Here is a 20,172-nt window from a genome sequence, read left to right on the forward strand (position 1 = left end):
CGCTATTTCCTTAACGTGGTGTTCAACCTTTGTTCGAGCGAGGTGAGGATATTCTGGGTAGTGGCATTCACCTCATCGTCGTTAAGAGTGCGCGATGGATGCTGCCAGGTCAAGCCGACGGCCAGGCTTTTTCTATCAGGATCAATGCCTTTACCCTGATAGACATCAAACAGCCTGAGGTCCGTGAGCCACTCACCCGCGTTATCACGGATAACTTCCAGGACGGTGTTCGACGCCACATCACGACCTGCCACCAGGGCCAGGTCACGACGCACTTCCGGGAACTTGGACAGTTCGTGGAATTTCGGCAGGCGCCCTTCCACTACTTCATCCAGCACCAGTTCGAAGACGTAGACAGTACGGTCCAGGCCGAGAGTCTTGACCAGCTCAGGATGCAGCGCACCCAGATAACCCACTTCATGACCATTGCGCTCGATGCGTGCGGTCTGGCCAGGGTGCAGCGCAGGATGCTTGCCGGCAACGAAGGTGAAGTCACCCAACGAACCCGACGAGCTCAGCAGCGCTTCCACATCCGCTTTCACGTCGAAGAAATCGATGCCATCGCGACCATTTGCCCAACCTTCCGGCAGGCGACTACCGCACACCACACCTGCCAGCATCGGCTGCTGTTGCAGACCGTCGAGCTGACCAACGAAACGCAGACCGCTCTCGAACAGACGCACGCGATCCTGCTGGCGGTTCAGGTTGTGCTGCAACGCCTTGACCAGACCCGGCCACAGGGACGCACGCATGGCCGCCATGTCGTTGGAGATCGGGTTGGCCAGCAGCAGCGGCTCGACGCCAGGGCTGAAAAGTTCGAACAGCTTCGGATCGATGAAGCTATAGGTGATCGCTTCTTGATAGCCACGGGCAACCAACAGACGGCGCAAGATTGGCAGCTCGCTGCGGGACTCCGCGCGAGCCTGCGGAGCAAGACGCGCTTGCGGGTAGCGAACCGGCAGGCGGTTGTAACCGTACAGGCGACCCAGCTCTTCGATCAGGTCGACTTCCAGGCTGATATCAAAGCGGTGACTTGGCACTTCGACCTGCCACTGCCCTTCTCCGGCGGTGGTTTTCAGGCCCAGCGCGTTGAGCAGTTGCTCAACTTCAGCATCAGGCATTTCCATGCCCAGCATCTGGGTCACCCGCTCGGCACGCAGAGTGATCGGCGCAACCTGTGGCAGGTGCTGCTCGCTCAGTGTCTCGATGACCGGGCCGGCTTCACCACCGACGATTTCAAGCAGCAGGCCAGTCGCACGCTCCATGGCTTCGCGAGCCAGTTGCGAGTCAACGCCGCGCTCGTAACGGTGCGAGGCATCGGTGTGCAGGCCGTAGGAACGAGCCTTGCCAGCAACCGAAATCGGCTCGAAGAACGCACTTTCCAGGAAAATGTCATGCGTTGTAGCGGACACGCCGCTGTGCTCGCCACCCATCACACCCGCGATGGCCAGGGCACGGCTGTGGTCTGCGATGACCAGGGTGTCGGCACGCAAGGTGACTTCCTGACCATCCAGCAGAACCAGCTTCTCACCCTCTTCAGCCATGCGCACGCGAATGCCACCGTTGATTTCGGCGAGATCGAAAGCGTGCAGCGGCTGACCCAGCTCAAGCATCACGTAGTTGGTGATGTCGACAGCGGCGTCGATGCTGCGAACGTCGGCGCGACGCAGGCGTTCAACCATCCACAGCGGGGTCGGACGCGACAGGTCGACGTTGCGAATCACTCGCCCCAGGTAACGTGGGCAAGCGGCTGGCGCCAGCACGTCGACCGGACGGACCTCATCATGGACCGCCGCCACAACAGGAACGACTGGACGGGTGACCGGAGCGGCATACAGCGCGCCAACTTCACGTGCCAGACCCGCCAGGGAAAGACAATCGCCGCGGTTCGGGGTCAGGTCGACCTCGATGCTGGCGTCATCCAGGTCCAGGTATTCACGAATGTCCTGACCAACCGGAGCATCAGCCGCCAGTTCCAGCAAACCGTCATTGTCGTCGCTGATCTGCAGTTCGGAAGCCGAGCACAGCATGCCGTTGGACTCGACGCCGCGCAGTTTGGCCTTCTTGATCTTGAAGTCGCCAGGCAGTTCGGCGCCGATCATGGCGAACGGGATTTTCAGGCCTGGGCGCACGTTTGGTGCACCGCACACGACCTGGAAGGTTTCACTGCCGTTGCTCACCTGGCAAACGCGCAGCTTGTCGGCATCCGGGTGCTGCTCGGTGCTCAGCACCTCGCCCACCACGATACCGCTGAATTGGCCAGCGGCCGGAGTCACGCTGTCGACCTCAAGTCCGGCCATCGACAGGCGAGCTACCAGCTCGTCACGGGAAACCTGCGGGTTGACCCAACCGCGCAGCCATTTTTCACTGAATTTCATCCTGCTCTCCTGAAAGATTCGTTACGGGTGCGCGACCTAGCGAAATTGCGCAAGGAACCGCAAGTCGTTGTCGAAGAACAGGCGCAAATCGTTGACGCCGTAACGCAGCATGGCCAGGCGCTCGGCGCCCATGCCGAAGGCGAAGCCCGAGAACTCTTCGGGGTCGATGCCAGACATGCGCAGCACGTTCGGGTGAACCATGCCGCAACCCATGACTTCCAGCCAGCCCGTCTGCTTGCAGACGCGGCAGCCTTTGCCACTGCACATCACGCACTGGATATCGACTTCAGCCGAAGGCTCGGTGAAGGGGAAGAACGAAGGGCGGAAACGTACCGCCAGTTCTTTTTCGAAGAACACCCGCAGGAACTCTTCGATGGTGCCTTTGAGATCGGCGAAATTGATGTCGCGATCGACCAGCAGGCCTTCGACCTGGTGGAACATCGGCGAGTGTGTCAGGTCCGAGTCGCAACGATAGACGCGGCCCGGGCAGACGATACGAATTGGCGGCTGCGAGGACTCCATGGTCCGCACCTGCACCGGCGAGGTGTGGGTACGCAGCAGCATGTTCGCATTGAAATAGAAGGTGTCATGCATTGCCCGCGCCGGGTGGTGGCCGGGAATGTTGAGCGCTTCGAAGTTGTGATAGTCGTCTTCGACCTCAGGGCCTTCGGCAATGCCGTAGCCGATATGGGTGAAGAACTGCTCGATGCGCTCGAGGGTACGGGTGATCGGGTGCAAACCACCGGAGGTCTGGCCACGGCCCGGCAAGGTCACGTCAATGCACTCAGCCGCCAGGCGAGCGCTGAGCTCGGCTTCTTCGAAGGCGGTCTTGCGCGCATTGAGCACTTCGGTAACGCGTTCCTTGGCATCGTTGATCAGGGCGCCGACTTTCGGACGCTCTTCAGCAGGCAGGTTGCCCAGGGTCTTCATCACCTGGGTCAGCTCGCCTTTCTTGCCAAGGAATTGAACCCGGATCTGCTCCAGGGCATTGATGTCTTCGGCGCGCTCCACAGCCTCCAGGGCTTGAGAGACCAGCGCATCCAGGTTTTCCATGTACAGACTCCAGATACGAAATAGGGGAAGAGCTTACAGGCTCTTCCCCTATTTATGACGTTTAACATTCGCCGCCGGATTCAGCGGCGAATGATTGTCGTGGGTACTTAAGCCAGAACGGCTTTAGCTTTCTCGACAATCGCAGCAAACGCCGCTTTTTCGTTCACTGCCAGATCAGCCAGAACCTTACGGTCGATCTCGATGGACGCCTTTTTCAGACCGGCGATCAGACGGCTGTAGGACAGACCGTTGATACGAGCACCAGCGTTGATACGGGCGATCCACAGAGCGCGGAACTGACGTTTTTTCTGACGACGGTCGCGGTAGGCGTATTGGCCTGCCTTGATGACCGCTTGCTTGGCAACACGGAATACGCGCGAGCGTGCACCGTAGTAACCTTTAGCCAGTTTCAGAATTTTCTTGTGACGCTTACGAGCGATGACGCCACGCTTTACACGAGCCATGAGTAACTTCCTCTATCTTTGACCGAAATTAACGTACGCGCAGCATGCGCTCGACTTTTGCAACGTCCGACGGGTGCAGCAAGCTGCTACCACGCAGTTGACGTTTACGCTTGGTCGACATTTTGGTCAGGATGTGGCTCTTGAAAGCGTGCTTGTGCTTGAAGCCGGAAGCAGTTTTCAGGAAACGCTTCGCGGCACCGCTTTTGGTTTTCATTTTTGGCATGTTCGGATACTCCGCATTCAGTGGATAAACATAACCGCAAGGCCTGCCGTGCCCTGGTGGTTATTTCTTTTTCTTGGGGGCGATGACCATCATAAGTTGGCGTCCTTCCATCTTCGGATGCTGCTCAACGGTACCGTATTCGGCAAGGTCAACCTCGACCCGCTTCAACAGTTCCATGCCCAGCTCCTGGTGAGCCATCTCACGACCACGAAATCTCAAGGAAATCTTGGCCTTGTCCCCATCACTAAGGAAACGTACCAGGTTGCGTAGTTTTACCTGGTAATCCCCTTCTTCCGTCCCTGGACGAAACTTGATTTCTTTAATCTGAATCTGCTTCTGGTTTTTCTTGGCCTCGTTGGCTTGCTTCTTCTTCTCGAAGAGGTGCTTGCCGTAGTCCATGACCTTGCAGACGGGCGGTACCGCGTCTGCAGAAATTTCTACCAGATCCAGCTTCGCTTCTTCAGCGATACGAAGCGCTTCATCAATCGAGACGATGCCAATCTGCTCGCCGTCAGCACCAATTAACCGAACCTCGCGTGCCGAGATATTCTCGTTGATCGGGGCCTTCGGTGCAGTTCGTTTATCCTGTCTCATTTCACGCTTAATAGTAATTACTCCGAATCTTGGCGACCACGCCGGGAAACCGCTTGCGCAAGCAAGTCCGCGAACTGTGCGACGGGCATAGAGCCCAGGTCAGCACCTTCACGGGTACGCACAGCGACAGTTTGCGTTTCGACTTCCCGATCTCCGATAACCAAGAGATAGGGAACCTTGAGCAAGGTATGCTCGCGGATTTTAAAGCCGATCTTCTCATTTCTCAAGTCAGACTTGGCACGGAATCCGCTTTCAGTGAGGGTTTTTTCCACTTTTTGAGCGAATTCGGCCTGCTTGTCGGTGATGTTCATGATCACCGCCTGGGTTGGCGCGAGCCAAGCCGGGAACGCACCTTCATAGTGCTCGATGAGAATACCGACGAAGCGCTCGAACGAACCGAGAATGGCTCGGTGCAACATGACGGGATGTTTGCGACCGTTGTCTTCGGAAACGTACTCCGCGCCCAAGCGGATCGGCAGGTTGAAGTCCAGTTGCAGCGTACCGCACTGCCAGACCCGACCCAGGCAATCCTTGAGCGAGAACTCGATCTTCGGACCGTAGAAAGCACCTTCGCCCGGCTGCAGATCAAACGGCAGACCAGCGTTGTCCAGCGCGGCGGCCAGCGCAGCCTCGGCACGATCCCACAGCTCGTCGGAGCCAACACGTTTTTCCGGACGAGTGGACAGCTTGAGCTGAATGTCCTGGAAGCCGAAGTCGGAATAGACGTCCATCGTCAGCTTGATGAATGCCGCCGATTCGGTCTGCATCTGCTCTTCGGTGCAGAAAATATGCGCGTCATCCTGGGTAAAGCCACGCACGCGCATGATGCCATGCAGTGCACCCGAGGGCTCGTTACGGTGGCAAGCACCGAATTCGGCCAGGCGCAGCGGCAGCTCACGGTAGCTTTTCAGACCCTGGTTGAACACCTGCACGTGGCACGGGCAGTTCATCGGCTTGACCGCGTAATCGCGGTTTTCCGACTGAGTGGTGAACATGTTGTCGGCGTAGTTGGCCCAGTGACCGGACTTTTCCCACAGGCTGCGATCAACCACTTGCGGCGTCTTGATCTCCAGATAACCGTTTTCACGCTGGATCTGGCGCATGTACTGCTCCAGAACCTGGTACAGGGTCCAGCCGTTCGGGTGCCAGAACACCATGCCCGGCGCTTCTTCCTGGAGATGGAACAAGCCGAGGCGCTTGCCGATCTTGCGGTGATCGCGCTTTTCGGCTTCTTCAATACGCTGGATGTACGCCGCCAGCTGCTTCTTGTCCGCCCAGGCAGTGCCATAGACGCGCTGCAGCTGTTCGTTCTTGGCATCACCGCGCCAGTAGGCGCCAGACAGCTTGGTCAGCTTGAACGACTTGAGGAAGCGTGTATTCGGCACGTGCGGGCCACGGCACATGTCGACGTATTCTTCGTGGTAGTACAGGCCCATGGCCTGTTCATTCGGCATGTCCTCGACCAGGCGCAGCTTGTAGTCTTCGCCGCGAGCCTTGAACACTTCGATCACCTCGGCACGCGGGGTGACCCTCTTGATGACGTCGTAGTCGGTGTCGATCAACTGCTGCATACGCTGTTCGATCGCCGCCATATCTTCAGGCGTGAAGGGACGCTCGTACGCAATGTCGTAATAGAAGCCTTCGTCGATGACCGGACCGATCACCATTTTTGCCGTCGGGTACAACTGCTTGACCGCATGGCCGACCAGGTGGGCGCACGAGTGGCGAATGATTTCCAGCCCCTCTTCGTCCTTGGGCGTAATGATTTGCAGACGGGCATCGTGTTCGATCAGGTCGCACGCGTCGACCAGCTTGCCGTCGACCTTGCCGGCCACAGTAGCCTTGGCCAGACCGGCACCAATGGATGCGGCGACCTCAGCGACGGTAACCGCCTTGTCGAACGTACGTTGACTGCCATCGGGAAGAGTAATTACGGGCATGGCGCCTCCTCTCCTAGTGGTGACCCCTACCAAAGGTCACGTGGGTTGGGATGAGCCAGTACGCGATTCGCCCCTGTCTTTCCTGACGGAAAGCCTGCCTCACAGTGGCAGAAGTCGGATGCCTGCCAGGGGAAACGAACCAGAGTGACTGGAACAGAAATAAATGCGGGGCAAGCGTTCAGCTATCCCGCGCCCGGCATGCTAGCACAAGCATCAGCGCAGACGACGGACTGGACAGCCAACAAGCGGAAATATTTGGAAAAAGACCTCTGGAGTGAACTCCTGCGGATTTTTTCCGCTCAGAGTGACTGAAGCGACCTACTCTTCATGAGACCCGATTACCAAGGAGTGCCTGGTTATGCGATTTCAGACTCTTCTGGCCCTGGCTGCCGCCGGAGCCATGATGCTTCCTGTGGGGGCCAATGCCGGTTCGTGGCCCGCTGGCAAGAAAGGCGACTACATGGACCAATGCGTAGAGGCTGCTAAAGGGCAGGGAGTCAGCCTCACGCAAGCCGATCAGCACTGCAAATGTGGCGCAAATGCCATCGAGAAGAACTTTACCACCGAGGAAATCCTGCAACTGGATAGCAAGACTGGCGTGGACCCGCAATTGATCAGCCGCGCCCAAAACGCCGTGAAAACGGCATGCGCGCCGAAGTAATGAGGCCGATTCTTTCAAATATTTGCGCCAGATCAGCATTAGCTGAAGCTAAAAGTCACCACACGCTGAGAATTAGACTATGATGTCGGGGTGCACCCTGTGGCTCTCGGCGACACCGCACTACTGAAAAAAATCAAGATTCCTGGAGATACACCCATGTCCAATCGCCAAACCGGCACTGTCAAATGGTTCAACGATGAAAAAGGCTTCGGCTTCATCACTCCACAAGGTGGCGGCGACGACTTGTTCGTACACTTCAAGGCCATCGAAAGCGACGGCTTCAAGTCGCTGAAAGAAGGTCAGACCGTATCCTTCGTAGCCGAAAAAGGCCAGAAGGGCATGCAGGCTGCACAGGTTCGTCCAGAGTAATAACTCTGCCGAATTGAAAAACCCGTCGCTTGCGACGGGTTTTTTGTGTCCGCAATTCGGGATCAGCCGCAATTGACGCGAGCAATCACCCCTTTTTCATCAGCATGAAGGTTCAAGCGCTCGGAGCGGTACTCAAGCGTCACGGCATCGTCCGGCTTGAGCACGCGGGCCAACTGCGCGCCGCTCGCCTTGCGCGCCTGCTCCAGCAACTCGGCAGAAGCCGGCTTGCCCACGGCGAATGCTGCGCCACTGGCCTCACAACGACCGTCCAGATTAGGTGCAGCAGCAACTTCAGGCGCTTTCGACGCAGTGCCACCACTGCTGCAACCGACCAGAATGACGGCAGCCAGCAGGCTCACCAATGATGCACGCATGGGGAACATGAATCCTCCTTAGGGATACGGGAATGCTGCCGGATCCGACAGCACTTGATGCCAGTTGTTGCAAAGCGGGTCAGTCTGCCCGACTCGTTCTTGAAGGGGAAATGCCAATAGTGTCCGGATTTTGCGCCATGACAGCTCTCAGTACAGGTCGATGTAGTCGCTTGCGGGCTTAGGCCAGTTGTCCCGCAGCGCCTTGAATACCTGCTGAACCCAACGCTCGTCCTCCGCAGCCACACTTCCTACGCAACCCGATCCGGCGGACCAGGTTTCCAGACGAAACAACAGACCATCAAGTTGCGCGCCACCCACCACATTGGAGAGCCAGGCATGTCCGGCACGATCGACCCGCAGTTGATTGTGGATCGCGCCGTTGCCACTGGCGATCAATTGGCGCACCTGCTCCAGAGTGAACTGGTTCGGGTCGTTCAGGTCGATCTGCATAGTGCTTTCCTGCCAGCGAAAATACCGTTAGTTTGCCACGCCGCCATCGTTATGCCTAAGTCGCAGAGCCGCACGCGAGCGGACATGATTAACTGAAGGCTTGCGACCATGCCTTGCCGAAACGCCAGTGGCCCAGCGTTTCCCCCCTCAACAGTACGGGCCGTTTCGAGAACTCCATGACCAGCCACAGCATCGATGCCGACATCAAGGTGAAATGGCCCGAAGGCCAGAGCGCCTACAGCCCGGGCACAGCGGAAGAATTGACCCTCATTGCACTCGACCTGCTGGTCAAGGAAATGGGCAGCGACGCCGCCCGCAGGTTCGTCGACCAAGTGTTCGAACGCTACCGGCATGACACCGCTGCCGGGCACCCGTAACCCAGGTTACAAATTCCCGACCTCAGCCAGCGAAGGAATCGACGGTTGCGCGCCGGGACGAGTGACGGAAATCGCTGCGGCCCGCTGACCGAAGACAATCGCCTCGCGCTCGCTCCGCCCCTGCGCCAATGCCGCGGCAAAACCACCAACGAAGGTATCCCCCGCCGCTGTGGTATCCACCGCCGCCACGACCGGGGCGGGAAAATGCTCACTGCCCTCCCCGCTGACGAGCAGCGCACCCTGCGCCCCAAGAGTGACGATGACCTTGCCCGCGCCGAGCGCGATAAGGTGATCGGCCGCCGCTTGTGCCGACGGCAGGTCGTCTACCGGCAAGCCGGTCAACGCCGACGCCTCGCTTTCATTAGGAATCAGGTAGTCGATAGTGGCGAACCACTCCACCGGCAAGGGGCCTTTGACCGGAGCCGGATTGAGAATCACCGCCTTCCCCAATGCACGCCCGCGCGCCAGCACATACTCAACCGTCTGCGGCGGGACCTCCATCTGGCAAACAATCACCTCAGCGTCGCGTAATAAAGCCTCGAAACGCTGGACCGAGGCCGGCAGCAGCCGGCCATTGCCCCCAGCGATAACAACAATGGTGTTCTGGCTGGCCGCATCCACCATGATCAGGGCAACACCACTGGACACACCGGCCGCCACCTCCACCGCCAGACAGTCAATGCCCTCCGTCAGCAACGCACCGCGCAACTGTTGGCCATAGGCATCGTCACCAACACAACCGACCATCGCCACCGACGCACCCAGCCGCGCCGCCGCTACCGCCTGATTGGCGCCCTTGCCGCCTGGCACCGTCTCGAACGACTCCCCCGCCAGCGTCTCGCCCGCTCGCGGCAGGCGCTCAGCACGCGTGACCAGATCCATGTTGAGACTTCCGACCACTACTACCTTCGCGTGCATGACAAGCCCTCAACCACTGAACAAGTCCGGACTCGGCCCGGTCGACTCGCGCAGAACGATTTTCGGCGCAATGATGCGCTGCTCCAATGCCGCAGAACCCGACCCAACAATACGCCGCAGCAGTAACGCCGCAGCCATTTCCCCCAGCTCGCGAATGGACTGCCCGACAGTGGTCAGTGCCGGATACACGTACGGGCACATCTGGATATCGTCGAATCCAATCACCGACAGCTCGCCGGGGACACTGATGCTGCCCTCCGCGGCTGCTCGCAACACACCTATACCCATCAAATCGTTAGCGGCGAAAATGGCAGTAGGCCGGTCCCGACTCAGCAATTGGGCCGCGGCCTCATACCCGCCAAGACTGGTGAAGTCACCATCCAGTACCCGCCCGTCACGCAGCCCTACACCCGCCTCCCGCAGGGCTCGACGAAAACCCGCAAGGCGCAATTTGGCGACGCTGGTATTGGCTGGGCCATTGATACAGGCAATATCTACATGCCCCAAATCAAGCAGATGGCGAGTCGCCAGATAAGCGCCCTGCTCATGATCGATCCGCACCAGATCGGCATCCACGCCGTCCAGCGCGCGGTCAACGATCACCATTGGCGTGCGCACGGAGGCCAGGCTGTCGAGCAGGTCACGCTCCTCACCCACTGAAGCGACGACCAGGCCGTCGACGCGTTTTTCCAGCAACACGCGGAGGTAGCTGCGCTGCTTTTGCGGGTTGTCATCGGAGTTGCAGAGGATCACGCAATAACCGTTACGCTCGCAGGCATCCTCGATGCCACGGGCAAGCTCGGCAAAATACGGGTTGACGCTATTGGGCACCAGCAGGCCGATGGTGGCCGTGCTCCGGGCCTTGAGTGAGCGCGCCACGGCGCTGGGCACGTAGTCGAGTTCAGCGATTGCCGCCTCGACTTTCAGTCGTACAGGCTCGCTGACCGGCCGGGTCTTGTTCAGCACGTGGGACACGGTGGTGTAGGAAATACCGGCCAGCGCCGCTACATCTTTAATGGTTGCCATGCTTTCAGTTCCGCCGGTCTGCACACCGGCTGCGATAAGTTGTGATTTTTATGAGATAGCAAACGTTTGCGATAGCCAACTATGCGAATGCAATGTGGCCTTGTCAAATTCGCCGAAACGCGTGAGGCAGGCACGAGAGTTTCGGAATTGTCGCTCAACCCGGTCGGAAAACCGAACAATTTGTTACAAGCGTTCGGCTTTCCGAAACTGAAGCCGAGTTCCAACCCCGCAAAGAGCCATCCGAAGGCCAGTTCCGCGAAGAACAGCCGACCCTCGAAAACCCTCTGAATTTATTTTCACCACTGCGCAGCAAACATGGCGCGGCGCGGTCACATGCGCTCTTTAACTGACGATCTGTTGCGAAATGCCTTACAGTAAAATACTGTATGCGCATACAGCAAAAACAAGGGAAACACTTTCGTGGCCACCTCATCCTCAGCATCCATGTCTGTCAGCAGCTATGAGCAACTGGGCGTCCGGATCCAGAAAATCATCAACGCACCTACCGCGCAGCGCGCCAGGGCCGCACTGATCTTCCGCCTCGAACATGAATCGACCTCCGACTGGGAAACCCTGCTCGAAGAAATTGCCGAGAACGACAACGTTACCCTCGCCCACCGTGATGACGGCGGTGTGCAGTTGTTCTGGACTGTGCCGAAGGAAGACTGACCCGGATGAGATTCACTGTATTGGCAGCTACCTGCCTGTTGTTCAGTATCAGCGCCCAAGCCGACGCACCACGCACCTTTACCGAAGCCAAGAAAGTCGCCTGGCGCCTGTATGCGCCGCAGTCCACCGAGTTCTATTGCGGCTGCAAGTACACCGGCAACAAAGTCGACCTGGCCGGCTGTGGTTATGTACCGCGCAAGAACGCCAACCGGGCATCACGCATTGAATGGGAACATATCGTTCCGGCCTGGCAGATCGGCCATCAGCGCCAATGCTGGCAGGATGGCGGGCGCAAGAATTGCTCACGCAACGATACGGTCTATCAGCGCGCCGAGGCCGACCTGCACAACCTGGTGCCGAGCATCGGCGAGGTGAATGGCGACCGCAGCAACTTCAGCTTCGGCTGGCTGCCGGAGCAGGCCGGGCAATATGGCTCATGCCTGACCCAGGTCGATTTCAAAGCGAAAAAGGTCATGCCGCGGCCTTCCATTCGCGGAATGATCGCGCGTACTTATTTCTACATGAGCAAGCAGTACAACCTGCGCCTGTCCAAGCAGGACCGGCAGTTGTATGAAGCCTGGAACAAGACCTACCCCGCCCAGGCCTGGGAGCTTCAGCGCAACCAGCGCGTGGCCTGCGTGATGGGCCGCGGCAACGAGTTCGTCGGCCCGGTGAACCTCAAGGCCTGCGGCTGAAACTCAGTTCAGCGCCTGCAGGTAGGCGCTGGCCTGCTGGTAACGCTGCAAACGAGCGATGTCGACGGGGCCAGGGATGGCAATCCGCGAGGCATCGCTCTCGTCGGCCAGGTCCGCCAGCTTCACCGTCCGCGCCAGCGGATCGGAGCCGACCCTGACGACGAAATCTTCATAGCTTTCGTCGCTACGCTGGCTAAGGGCCTGGACCGCCGCAAGGATCTTCAGGGCGAAGCCCTCGCGCGCCAGATCCGACAGGGTCATGGGCGACTCCTGCAGGACTTCGTGCAGCACCGCGACGATCCGCTGTTCAGTGGTCGATACCCGCAGCATCACCCGCAATGGATGCAGGATGTATGCGGCGCCCCCTTTATCCCAATGCCCTTCATGGGCCCGGGCTGCAACCGTAATGGCTCGCTCCAGCGTGGACATGGCCCCCTCCTCACCGTTGCTGCATTCGTCGATGGAACCCCTCTTCCAGAGCATAGCCCGACAAACGCGCAAGTACCGGTCGCAGAGCGCCGCAATAGCGATTCAGCGAGGAGCGTCGTGCTGGATGACCACCGAATCGGTACCCAGGCGTGCCATGACATCGTTTTTGCTGGCTTCAGCCTCGGCCTTGTCTGCGAAAGGCCCCAACAGCACCACTGGCTTGCCGTCGCGGTAGACCACCGAGGAAGGAATGCCCTTCTCGATCAGGCGCGCGGTCATGTCGCTGAGCGCACCCATGTTCGGGCCCTGAATGATTTCCACGTCCCAGCCTTGCGGAGCAGGTTCGGCGGCCAGGGCATCGGCACGGCGCTGAAGGTCGGCGCCGCCGCAGATCTCACGAATACGCAGGTCGCTGCCGGTTTCGTCAATGATGATGCGGTAGTCCGTGCCTTCCTTGATCGCCACATAACTGCGATACGGCAGGAAGGTACCGGTGTCGTCCTTGCCGCGGAACTGGCCACAGATATCGCCCTGCTTGTTGAAGCGCACGTTGGCGAACTTGGCCGTCTTGGGGTTCTGCAGATGCTCGGCGACCTGCTTGTGCACTCGCTCGGCATCGTTGTCACAACCGGCCAGGGCCAGCACCGCCATTACCATCGCCACTTTGCGCACGCGTCTACCTCCTGAATTCAAGCGGCGGATTCTAGCATCTGGCCGTTGCCAGGGTCCGCTACTCCTTGACGCAGTCCACGGTGTAGACGCGACCCTCTTCCTGTTGCTGCAAGCCGTGCACATCGGCAACGAAGCCGGGAAAACCGCTGTCGAACGCCCGGGCAAAGGCCAGATAGTCGACGATCGAGCGGGTTTCTTCGGTGAAACGCTCGCCCGGCATGATCAGCGGAATGCCCGGCGGATAAGGCACCAGCATTACCGCAGCAATACGCCCTAACAATTGATCGATGGGCACCGCCTCGACGTCTCCGCGAACCAGCTTGTCGTAGGCGTCGGCGGGCTTCATCGCCACCTCCGGCAGACGGGTGTAGAGGCGCTTGAGCTGTTTGGCGGTGGCGTTGCTGCGGTAGCAGGCGTGCAGTTGATCGCAGAGGTCACGCAGGCCCATGCCGCGGTAGCGCTGCGTATCCTGAGCGGCGACACAGGGCAGGCTTTGCAGCAGGTCGGTGTTGGCGTCGTAGTTGCGCTTGAACTCCAGCAGCTCAGTAAGCAGCGTGCTCCACTTGCCCTTGGTGATGCCCATCGAGAACAGCACCAGAAAGGAATACAGCCCGGTCTTCTCCACCACCAACCCACGCTCCCAGAGAAACTTGCTGACCACCGCAGCGGGAATACCCTGGCGATCAAGGCTGCCGCCCGCATCCAGGCCAGGCATGACCAGCGTTACCTTGATCGGATCGAGCAGCACATAGTCCTCGCTGACGTCGCCAAACCCGTGCCACTGCGCCTGGGGTTCGAGCAACCAGTCCTCGGTGGCGATGCGGTGAATCCCCTCGACCCGCGGCGGCTGCCAGACACTGAACCACCAATCCTGCACATCAATGTGCTCACGCAGGTTGGCCAGCGCCCGACGAAAACTCAGCGCCTCGTCGAACATTTCCTGAAGCAGCGAACGGCCCGCTGGCCCCTCCATCATTGCCGAGGACACATCCAGCGAGGCGAGGATGCTGTATTGCGGCGAGGTAGAGATATGCATCATGAACGCTTCGTTGAAGCGATCCCGATCCAGTTGCCGGCTGCCGCCGTTCTGCACATGGATCATCGACGCCTGGCTGAAAGCCGCCAGCAGCTTGTGGGTTGAGTGGGTGCTGAACACCAGCGGGCTGTCAGCGCCGCGCGATGTGCCCATGGCGTAGCGCCCGGCAAAGAATTCATGGAAGGCCGCATAGGCGTACCAGGCCTCGTCGAAGTGCAGCACATCAACGCTGTTGCCAAGCGTCTGCTTGATCAGTTCGGCGTTGTAGCACAGGCCGTCATAGGTGGAGTTGGTCACCACCGCCATCTTCACCCGCGGCTCGCGCCCACGGGCCAGCGGGTTGGCGAGAATCTTCGCGCGGATCGACTCGGCGCTGAACTCGCTGAGCGGAATCGGCCCGATGATGCCCAGTTCATTGCGCTCCGGGCACAAGTACAACGGAATGGCGCCGGTCATGATGATCGCGTGCAACACCGACTTGTGGCAGTTGCGGTCCACCAGCACCAGATCGTCGCGACCGACCATGGAATGCCAGACGATTTTGTTCGCGGTCGAGGTGCCGTTGATCACGAAGAAGGTATGGTCGGCGCCGAAATTGCGTGCCGCGCGGGCCTCCGCTTCCGCCAAGGGGCCGGTGTGATCCAGCAGGGAACCCAGCTCCGGCACCGATACCGAGAGGTCCGAGCGCAGGGTATTTTCCCCAAAGAACTGATGAAACGCCTGCCCCACCGGACTCTTGCGGTAAGCCACCCCGCCACCGTGCCCCGGGGTATGCCAGGAATAGTTGGACTGGGCAGTGTGTTGCACCAGCGCCTTGAAAAACGGCGGCAGCAGACCGTCCAGGTAATTGTGTGCCGCCCGCGCGACCTGGCGGGCGAGAAAGGGCACGGTGTCTTCGAACAAGTAGAGAATGCCGCGCAACTGGTTCAGTTCGCTCATGGCATCGGCCGGGGCATTTTCCAGGGTGACCTGCTCACCGAGGGCGAAAATCGGCAAATGCGGCGCACGTGAGCGCGCCAGGCGGATCAGCTCGACCATGTTCTGCAGCAGGTGGGTGTTTTCGCCAGCCCCTTCGGCGGCGATCAGCATGCAAGCGAGGCCATGATGAGTCGCGGCAACCAGCCGGCCTTCGGCGTAATCGGTAGCGCTGAGGATAGTGAAACCGTCTTGCGCGAGTTCTTGAGCGATGCCGCGCACGCGGTCGCCGGCCACGGTGTCGGCCTTGATGTCACGATGAACGATAAGAACGGGGAACTTGAGGTCCTTGTACATGGGCGGCGCTACCTTCTTCCTGCGACAGGCCCCGTGGGCCGTTCATCTCAGGGTAGAAGGTTGCCGCCATGGCGCGCGGAAAATGCCTCAGTTGGCCTCGGCCAGTTGCTGCCAGAGGGCGGGGCCGCCCGCTGACTTAGCGACGGCGCCAAGACGCGCCATGTGGCCTTCCAGCTCAGCGGCGCTGGCGCGGATGATTCGTCCCGCCTGGCGTGTGGCCGGCAAACGGCGAATCTCGCTGCCCTGGTCAGACCCGCCCTCGCCTTCACCATCGTGGCCCGCCAGCGAAAGGCTGGTCTGGCCACCGGTCATGGTCAGGAAGACATCGGCGAGCAACTCGGAGTCGAGCAACGCGCCGTGCAGTTCACGGCCCGAGTTGTCGACGCCGTAGCGTTTGCAAAGCGCGTCGAGGCTGTTGCGCTGGCCCGGGTGGCGACCACGCGCCATCACCAGGGTGTCGAGGATTTCGCAATGCTGGGAAATGTCGGCGCGGTCTTGCTGGCCGAGCAGGGCGAATTCGTTGTTGATGAAGCCAACGTCGAACGCCGCGTTGTGGATGATCAGCCGCGCACCCTGGATGAACTCGAAGAATTCGTCGGCGACTTCGGCGAAGCGCGGCTTGTCCTTGAGGAATTCGTCGGTGATGCCGTGGACGCCGATGGCGCCCTCGTCGCTGTCACGGTCCGCCTGCAGGTAAACGTGGAAGTGACGCCCGGTCAGCCGCCGGCCAACCAGTTCGACGCAGCCGATCTCGATGATCCGGTGACCGTCGGTGACCGGCATACCGGTGGTCTCGGTATCGAGGACGACCGACCTGTTGTTTTGCAAATCCACGTCGGTGATCTCCTGCCGTGTTGCTCAAAGCGGCGAATCTTACCCCACCTTCGCCGTCGCGTCCCGGATTCATCGGCGGCGCTTGTCAGCGAACGCCGCGTACCTCGTCAACGCCGCGGTTGGCCAACTGATCGGCACGCTCGTTGCCGTGATGGCCGATATGCCCGCGAACCCATTGCCACGTGACCTTATGCCGGTTGACCTGCTCATCGAGAAGCTTCCAGAGGTCGGCGTTCTTCACCGGCTCCTTGGCGGCGGTCTTCCAGCCGCGCTTCTTCCAGTTGGTCATCCACTCGGTGATGCCCTTCATGACGTACTGCGAGTCGGTTACCAGCCGCACCTCGCATTCACGATTCAATGCCTCCAGGCCCTTGATCGCCGCCATCAACTCCATGCGGTTGTTGGTGGTGTCGCGCTCGCCACCCCACAGCTCTTTCTCGACGCCCTTGCAAACCATCAGGACGCCCCAGCCGCCAGGGCCAGGATTGCCCTTGCAGGCGCCATCGGTGTAGATCTCGACGCTATCGCTCATGTACAGCCTTATTCATCGTTGAAGGTTCTGCCTTCGGGGTGGGGAGACTGGCGGTTGACCTTGGCCAGCGGCAGCGGCAGCAGCTTGCCCATCGGTTCGCGACGCGCCTGGCGCAGGGGCCGCAGGCCGACCACCATCTTGCGCGCCACGAGCAGATAGACCCCGCCACCGGCACTCTGCCAGCGCCCGGCAACGCGTTCCCACCCCGCCAACCGGGTTTGCCAGGCCGGCGAAGCAAGCGGCGGACGATAGCACCCGAAACGGCGTTTCTCCAGCGCGAAACCCAGCAGGTTAAGCCAGTCGCCGACCCGCGAAGGCGAGATGCAGCGCGCCTTGCGTAACGCATCATGAGCGAACACCCGGCGCATGCCCCAACTGCTCCAGGGATTGATCCCAACGATCAGCAAGTGACCGCCAGGACGCACGCTGCTCGCCGCTTCACGCAGCAGGCCGTGGGGCGACAGACAGAAATCCAGCCCGTGCTGCAACACGACAACATCGGCGGCATGCTCGCTGAGCGGCCAGGCCTGCTCCTCACAGACGATCTCCACTCCGGGCAACGGCGCGCCGAGACGGACATTACGCTGCACCTGCGGCGCAGTCGGCGGCGGCTCGGCACTGGGCCCGTAATGCACCAGGTAGCCACCGAAATAGCGCCCCAGTTCTTCCTCCAGCAGACGTTGCTCCTCCTTGAGCATCAGTTGCCCCAAGGGCCCGGCGAACCAGTCACGGGCTTGGCTGATCAGTTCGAGCCACTCCGGATCGGCCTGGGCGAAGGCTTGATCGGTCATTGCAATCTCCCTGGAAGGTTCTCGACAGAGCACATAGCTACTAAGATGCACCCTTGTCCCACGTTTGGCGAATCGCTCGATGATACAGATAGAAGCCTTGCCCGCTTTCAGCGACAACTACATCTGGTTGTTACAGGATCCCGCCAGTCGTCGCTGCGCGGTGGTCGACCCGGGCGACGCGGCACCCGTGCTGGCCTGGCTGGAAAGCCACCCGGACTGGCGCCTCGAGGACATCCTCATCACCCACCATCACCATGACCATGTCGGCGGTGTCGAAGCGCTGAAGGCCGCCACTGGCGCGCGGGTCTGCGGCCCGGCCCACGAGCAAATCCCGGCCCGCGACGTGGCCCTGGAGGACAATGCCGAGGTCCAGGTGCTGGGCGTGGACTTCCAGGTATTCGCGGTACCCGGCCACACCCTCGGACACATTGCCTATTTCACCGAGCGCACGCCAACGCCCCTTCTGTTCAGCGGCGACACGCTATTCGCCGCCGGCTGCGGCCGGATGTTCGAAGGCACGCCGGTGCAAATGCACGGCTCGCTGCAACGGCTGGCGGCGCTGCCTGAGGCGACCCTCGTCTTCTGCGCTCATGAATACACCTTGAGCAACCTGCGCTTCGCTCGCGCCGTTGAGCCGGAAAACCCGCATGTTGCCCAGCGATTCGAGGAAGTTACCCGCTTGCGTGCGGAAAATCGCATCACGTTGCCATCAACCATCGCGCTGGAAAGGCTCACCAACCCCTTTTTACGCACCGGGGAAACATCCGTTAAAGAAAAAGCAGACGAACGGACAGGGGCTATAAACCCTACGCCAAGTGCTGTTTTTGCTGGCTTGCGGGCCTGGAAGGATACGTTCTAAGGATTGCCGCTTGATGACCGTGCAGTTCTGAAAGGTTGACCGAGTGTGGGGCGCTTTCTAGAATCGCCCGACATTTTCGCCCGGAACTTTATCCCAGCCAATGTCGTCCACTTGCCGCAGAACCTTCAAATCCGTCGCCCTGACGCGCCTGGCACAGGCCATCGCGCTCGGCCTGTCAGCCACTCTCGTGGGCTGCCAGAGCACCAGTCAAATGGGCGACGCCGAAAGCGTTCGCATGCACGTCCAGCCTCGTATCAAGCAGAAGCCTGTGTTCGTCCAGGCCAAGCCGGTCGAGCAGGCGCCGCAGGACGTCTGGGAGCGCATTCGCCAGGGCTTCCAGTTGCAGGACGACATCAACGTCAACCCGCGTATCGAGCAGCAGCGCCTGTGGTTCGCCAGCAACCCGACCTTCCTCGAAACCGCGGGTGATCGCGGCAGCCTGTACATCCACTACATCGTCGAACGCCTCGAAGAGCGCGACATGCCGCTGGAACTGGCACTGCTGCCGGCCATCGAGAGCGCCTACAACCCCATGGCCTACTCTCGCGCCCACGCCGTCGGGCTGTGGCAGTTCATCCCGTCCACCGGCCGCCACTACAACCTGCGTCAAACCAACTTCTACGACGGCCGTCGCGACATCACCGCGTCGACCAACGCCGCCCTCGACTACCTGGGCCGCCTGCACGACATGTTCAACGGTGACTGGCTGCTGGCCCTGGCGGCCTACAACGCGGGTGAAGGCACCGTCAGCCGGGCCATCGAGCGCAACGAGCGCCTCGGCCTGCCCACCGACTACTGGAACCTGCCCCTGCCTCAGGAAACCCGCGACTACGTGCCCAAGCTGCTGGCCCTGTCGCAAGTGGTCCTGACCCCGCAGGCCTACGGCGTGAACCTCAACCCGATCGCCAACGAACCCTATTTCGAAGCCGTCGCGATCAAGGACCGTGTTGACCTGTCCCGGGTCGCGGCCCTGGCCGAGATCGACGAAGACGAACTGTTCCAGCTCAACCCGGCCTTCAAGAAGCGCATGACCGTGGACGGTCCGCAGCAACTGCTGGTGCCCACTGCCAAGGCGCAGTTGCTCACCACCAGCCTGTCGAACATGAGACCCGAAGAACTGCTCACCCTGCGGCCGAAGTCCGCAGTGTTCGAAGCCGCCCTGGCGGAAGCCTCGGCACCGGCCCGCAGCACCCGCTACCGGGTCAAGCGCGGCGACAGCCTGGGCAGCATCGCCAAGGCCAACCGCGTCAGCGTCAACGACCTGCAGCGCTGGAACAAGCTCAGCGGCAACCGCCTCAAGCCCGGCCAGACCCTGGTCATGCAGGGCGTTCAGCCCGCCACCACGGTCGCCTCACTCTCCGCCGCCGATGCGAAAAAACGCGCAACCCAATACAAGGTTCGCAAGGGTGACTCGCTGTATCTGGTCGCCAAACGCTTCAACGTGGAAATGCAGCACCTCAAGCGTTGGAACCCGCGCAGCGGCCAGGCGCTGAAGCCCGGCCAGACCCTCACTGTCTATCTGCCTCATTAAGTGGAACGCACCGCCATGGAGCGGT

General features: G+C 60.4%; 23 protein-coding genes. 7 read left to right on the top strand and 16 right to left on the bottom strand.

Annotated features, from left to right (window positions below; all coding sequences use genetic code 11):
- Positions 1-2 precede the first annotated feature (2 nt).
- The 6 genes from pheT to thrS form a co-directional block, all read right to left on the bottom strand.
- Positions 3-2,378: a phenylalanine--tRNA ligase subunit beta gene (gene pheT, locus NTD88_RS04910; RefSeq protein ID WP_262155593.1), complete on the bottom strand. Its 2,376-nt coding sequence runs from the start codon at positions 2,376-2,378 to the stop codon at positions 3-5.
- 36 nt (positions 2,379-2,414) lie between these two features.
- Complete coding sequence (pheS, locus tag NTD88_RS04915; protein ID WP_095159234.1) at positions 2,415-3,431, bottom strand: phenylalanine--tRNA ligase subunit alpha; 1,017 nt, start codon at positions 3,429-3,431, stop codon at positions 2,415-2,417.
- A 107-nt stretch (positions 3,432-3,538) separates the two neighbouring features.
- The gene (gene rplT / locus NTD88_RS04920; protein WP_095159233.1) at positions 3,539-3,895 is read right to left on the bottom strand and encodes a 50S ribosomal protein L20; all 357 of its coding nucleotides are present in this window, start codon (positions 3,893-3,895) and stop codon (positions 3,539-3,541) included.
- A 28-nt stretch (positions 3,896-3,923) separates the two neighbouring features.
- Positions 3,924-4,118 carry a 50S ribosomal protein L35 gene (gene rpmI, locus NTD88_RS04925; RefSeq protein WP_009394045.1) on the bottom strand — a complete coding sequence of 65 codons (195 nt, stop codon included), beginning with the start codon at positions 4,116-4,118 and terminating at the stop codon, positions 3,924-3,926.
- A 60-nt stretch (positions 4,119-4,178) separates the two neighbouring features.
- Positions 4,179-4,730, bottom strand: a complete 552-nt coding sequence (gene infC / locus NTD88_RS04930) for a translation initiation factor IF-3 (protein WP_175651949.1) — start codon at positions 4,728-4,730, stop codon at positions 4,179-4,181.
- The gene (gene thrS, locus NTD88_RS04935) at positions 4,730-6,652 is read right to left on the bottom strand and encodes a threonine--tRNA ligase (RefSeq protein WP_095159231.1); all 1,923 of its coding nucleotides are present in this window, start codon (positions 6,650-6,652) and stop codon (positions 4,730-4,732) included. The genes infC and thrS overlap by 1 nt, the downstream gene beginning before the upstream one ends.
- A gap of 358 nt (positions 6,653-7,010) precedes the next feature.
- On the opposite strand from thrS, the gene NTD88_RS04940 reads away from it, so the two are divergent.
- Both NTD88_RS04940 and NTD88_RS04945 read left to right on the top strand, forming a co-directional pair.
- Entirely contained in the window at positions 7,011-7,313 is a 303-nt protein-coding gene (locus tag NTD88_RS04940) for a hypothetical protein (protein ID WP_095159230.1), read from the top strand.
- 156 nt (positions 7,314-7,469) lie between these two features.
- The gene (locus NTD88_RS04945; protein ID WP_003179963.1) at positions 7,470-7,682 is read left to right on the top strand and encodes a cold-shock protein; all 213 of its coding nucleotides are present in this window, start codon (positions 7,470-7,472) and stop codon (positions 7,680-7,682) included.
- Between the two features lie 62 nt (positions 7,683-7,744).
- Here NTD88_RS04945 and NTD88_RS04950 read toward each other — a convergent pair whose 3' ends face one another.
- Entirely contained in the window at positions 7,745-8,065 is a 321-nt protein-coding gene (locus tag NTD88_RS04950; RefSeq protein WP_110970814.1) for an I78 family peptidase inhibitor, read from the bottom strand.
- Between the two features lie 138 nt (positions 8,066-8,203).
- On the bottom strand, positions 8,204-8,506 hold the full coding sequence (locus tag NTD88_RS04955; protein WP_262127648.1) for a hypothetical protein: 303 nt from the start codon (positions 8,504-8,506) through the stop codon (positions 8,204-8,206).
- A 176-nt stretch (positions 8,507-8,682) separates the two neighbouring features.
- Between NTD88_RS04955 and NTD88_RS04960 the strand changes: the two genes are divergently transcribed.
- Entirely contained in the window at positions 8,683-8,883 is a 201-nt protein-coding gene (locus NTD88_RS04960) for a hypothetical protein (RefSeq protein ID WP_262155592.1), read from the top strand.
- Between the two features lie 6 nt (positions 8,884-8,889).
- On the opposite strand, the gene rbsK is transcribed toward NTD88_RS04960, so the two are convergent.
- Positions 8,890-9,801 carry a ribokinase gene (gene rbsK, locus NTD88_RS04965; protein WP_095159226.1) on the bottom strand — a complete coding sequence of 304 codons (912 nt, stop codon included), beginning with the start codon at positions 9,799-9,801 and terminating at the stop codon, positions 8,890-8,892.
- 9 nt (positions 9,802-9,810) lie between these two features.
- Positions 9,811-10,827, bottom strand: a complete 1,017-nt coding sequence (locus NTD88_RS04970; protein WP_262155591.1) for a LacI family DNA-binding transcriptional regulator — start codon at positions 10,825-10,827, stop codon at positions 9,811-9,813.
- A gap of 444 nt (positions 10,828-11,271) precedes the next feature.
- On the opposite strand from NTD88_RS04970, the gene NTD88_RS04975 reads away from it, so the two are divergent.
- Positions 11,272-11,496 carry a DUF1654 domain-containing protein gene (locus tag NTD88_RS04975; RefSeq protein ID WP_095159224.1) on the top strand — a complete coding sequence of 75 codons (225 nt, stop codon included), beginning with the start codon at positions 11,272-11,274 and terminating at the stop codon, positions 11,494-11,496.
- A gap of 5 nt (positions 11,497-11,501) precedes the next feature.
- Positions 11,502-12,191, top strand: coding sequence for an endonuclease (locus NTD88_RS04980; RefSeq protein ID WP_095159223.1), 690 nt, complete (start codon positions 11,502-11,504; stop codon positions 12,189-12,191).
- A gap of 3 nt (positions 12,192-12,194) precedes the next feature.
- On the opposite strand, the gene NTD88_RS04985 is transcribed toward NTD88_RS04980, so the two are convergent.
- The 6 genes from NTD88_RS04985 to NTD88_RS05010 all read right to left on the bottom strand — a co-directional run bounded on the left by NTD88_RS04985 (position 12,195) and on the right by NTD88_RS05010 (position 17,757).
- A complete protein-coding gene (locus tag NTD88_RS04985; protein ID WP_262155590.1) occupies positions 12,195-12,620 on the bottom strand; it encodes a GTP pyrophosphokinase in 426 nt (141 codons plus the stop codon).
- Positions 12,621-12,722: 102 nt separating this feature from the next.
- Complete coding sequence (locus NTD88_RS04990) at positions 12,723-13,292, bottom strand: SPOR domain-containing protein (RefSeq protein WP_095159221.1); 570 nt, start codon at positions 13,290-13,292, stop codon at positions 12,723-12,725.
- A 58-nt stretch (positions 13,293-13,350) separates the two neighbouring features.
- Positions 13,351-15,600 carry an Orn/Lys/Arg decarboxylase N-terminal domain-containing protein gene (locus NTD88_RS04995; RefSeq protein WP_262155589.1) on the bottom strand — a complete coding sequence of 750 codons (2,250 nt, stop codon included), beginning with the start codon at positions 15,598-15,600 and terminating at the stop codon, positions 13,351-13,353.
- 87 nt (positions 15,601-15,687) lie between these two features.
- Positions 15,688-16,428, bottom strand: coding sequence for a DNA polymerase III subunit epsilon (gene dnaQ, locus NTD88_RS05000; protein ID WP_262127669.1), 741 nt, complete (start codon positions 16,426-16,428; stop codon positions 15,688-15,690).
- A 91-nt stretch (positions 16,429-16,519) separates the two neighbouring features.
- Positions 16,520-16,966: a ribonuclease HI gene (rnhA, locus tag NTD88_RS05005; RefSeq protein WP_095159218.1), complete on the bottom strand. Its 447-nt coding sequence runs from the start codon at positions 16,964-16,966 to the stop codon at positions 16,520-16,522.
- Between the two features lie 8 nt (positions 16,967-16,974).
- A complete protein-coding gene (locus tag NTD88_RS05010) occupies positions 16,975-17,757 on the bottom strand; it encodes a class I SAM-dependent methyltransferase (RefSeq protein ID WP_095159217.1) in 783 nt (260 codons plus the stop codon).
- A 79-nt stretch (positions 17,758-17,836) separates the two neighbouring features.
- On the opposite strand from NTD88_RS05010, the gene gloB reads away from it, so the two are divergent.
- Entirely contained in the window at positions 17,837-18,616 is a 780-nt protein-coding gene (gene gloB, locus NTD88_RS05015; RefSeq protein ID WP_262127668.1) for a hydroxyacylglutathione hydrolase, read from the top strand.
- A gap of 100 nt (positions 18,617-18,716) precedes the next feature.
- Positions 18,717-20,147: a transglycosylase SLT domain-containing protein gene (locus tag NTD88_RS05020; RefSeq protein WP_110970802.1), complete on the top strand. Its 1,431-nt coding sequence runs from the start codon at positions 18,717-18,719 to the stop codon at positions 20,145-20,147.
- The last annotated feature ends 25 nt before the right edge of the window (positions 20,148-20,172 follow it).

The organism is Pseudomonas sp. 20P_3.2_Bac5 (assembly GCF_025466035.1).
Taxonomy (GTDB): domain Bacteria; phylum Pseudomonadota; class Gammaproteobacteria; order Pseudomonadales; family Pseudomonadaceae; genus Aquipseudomonas.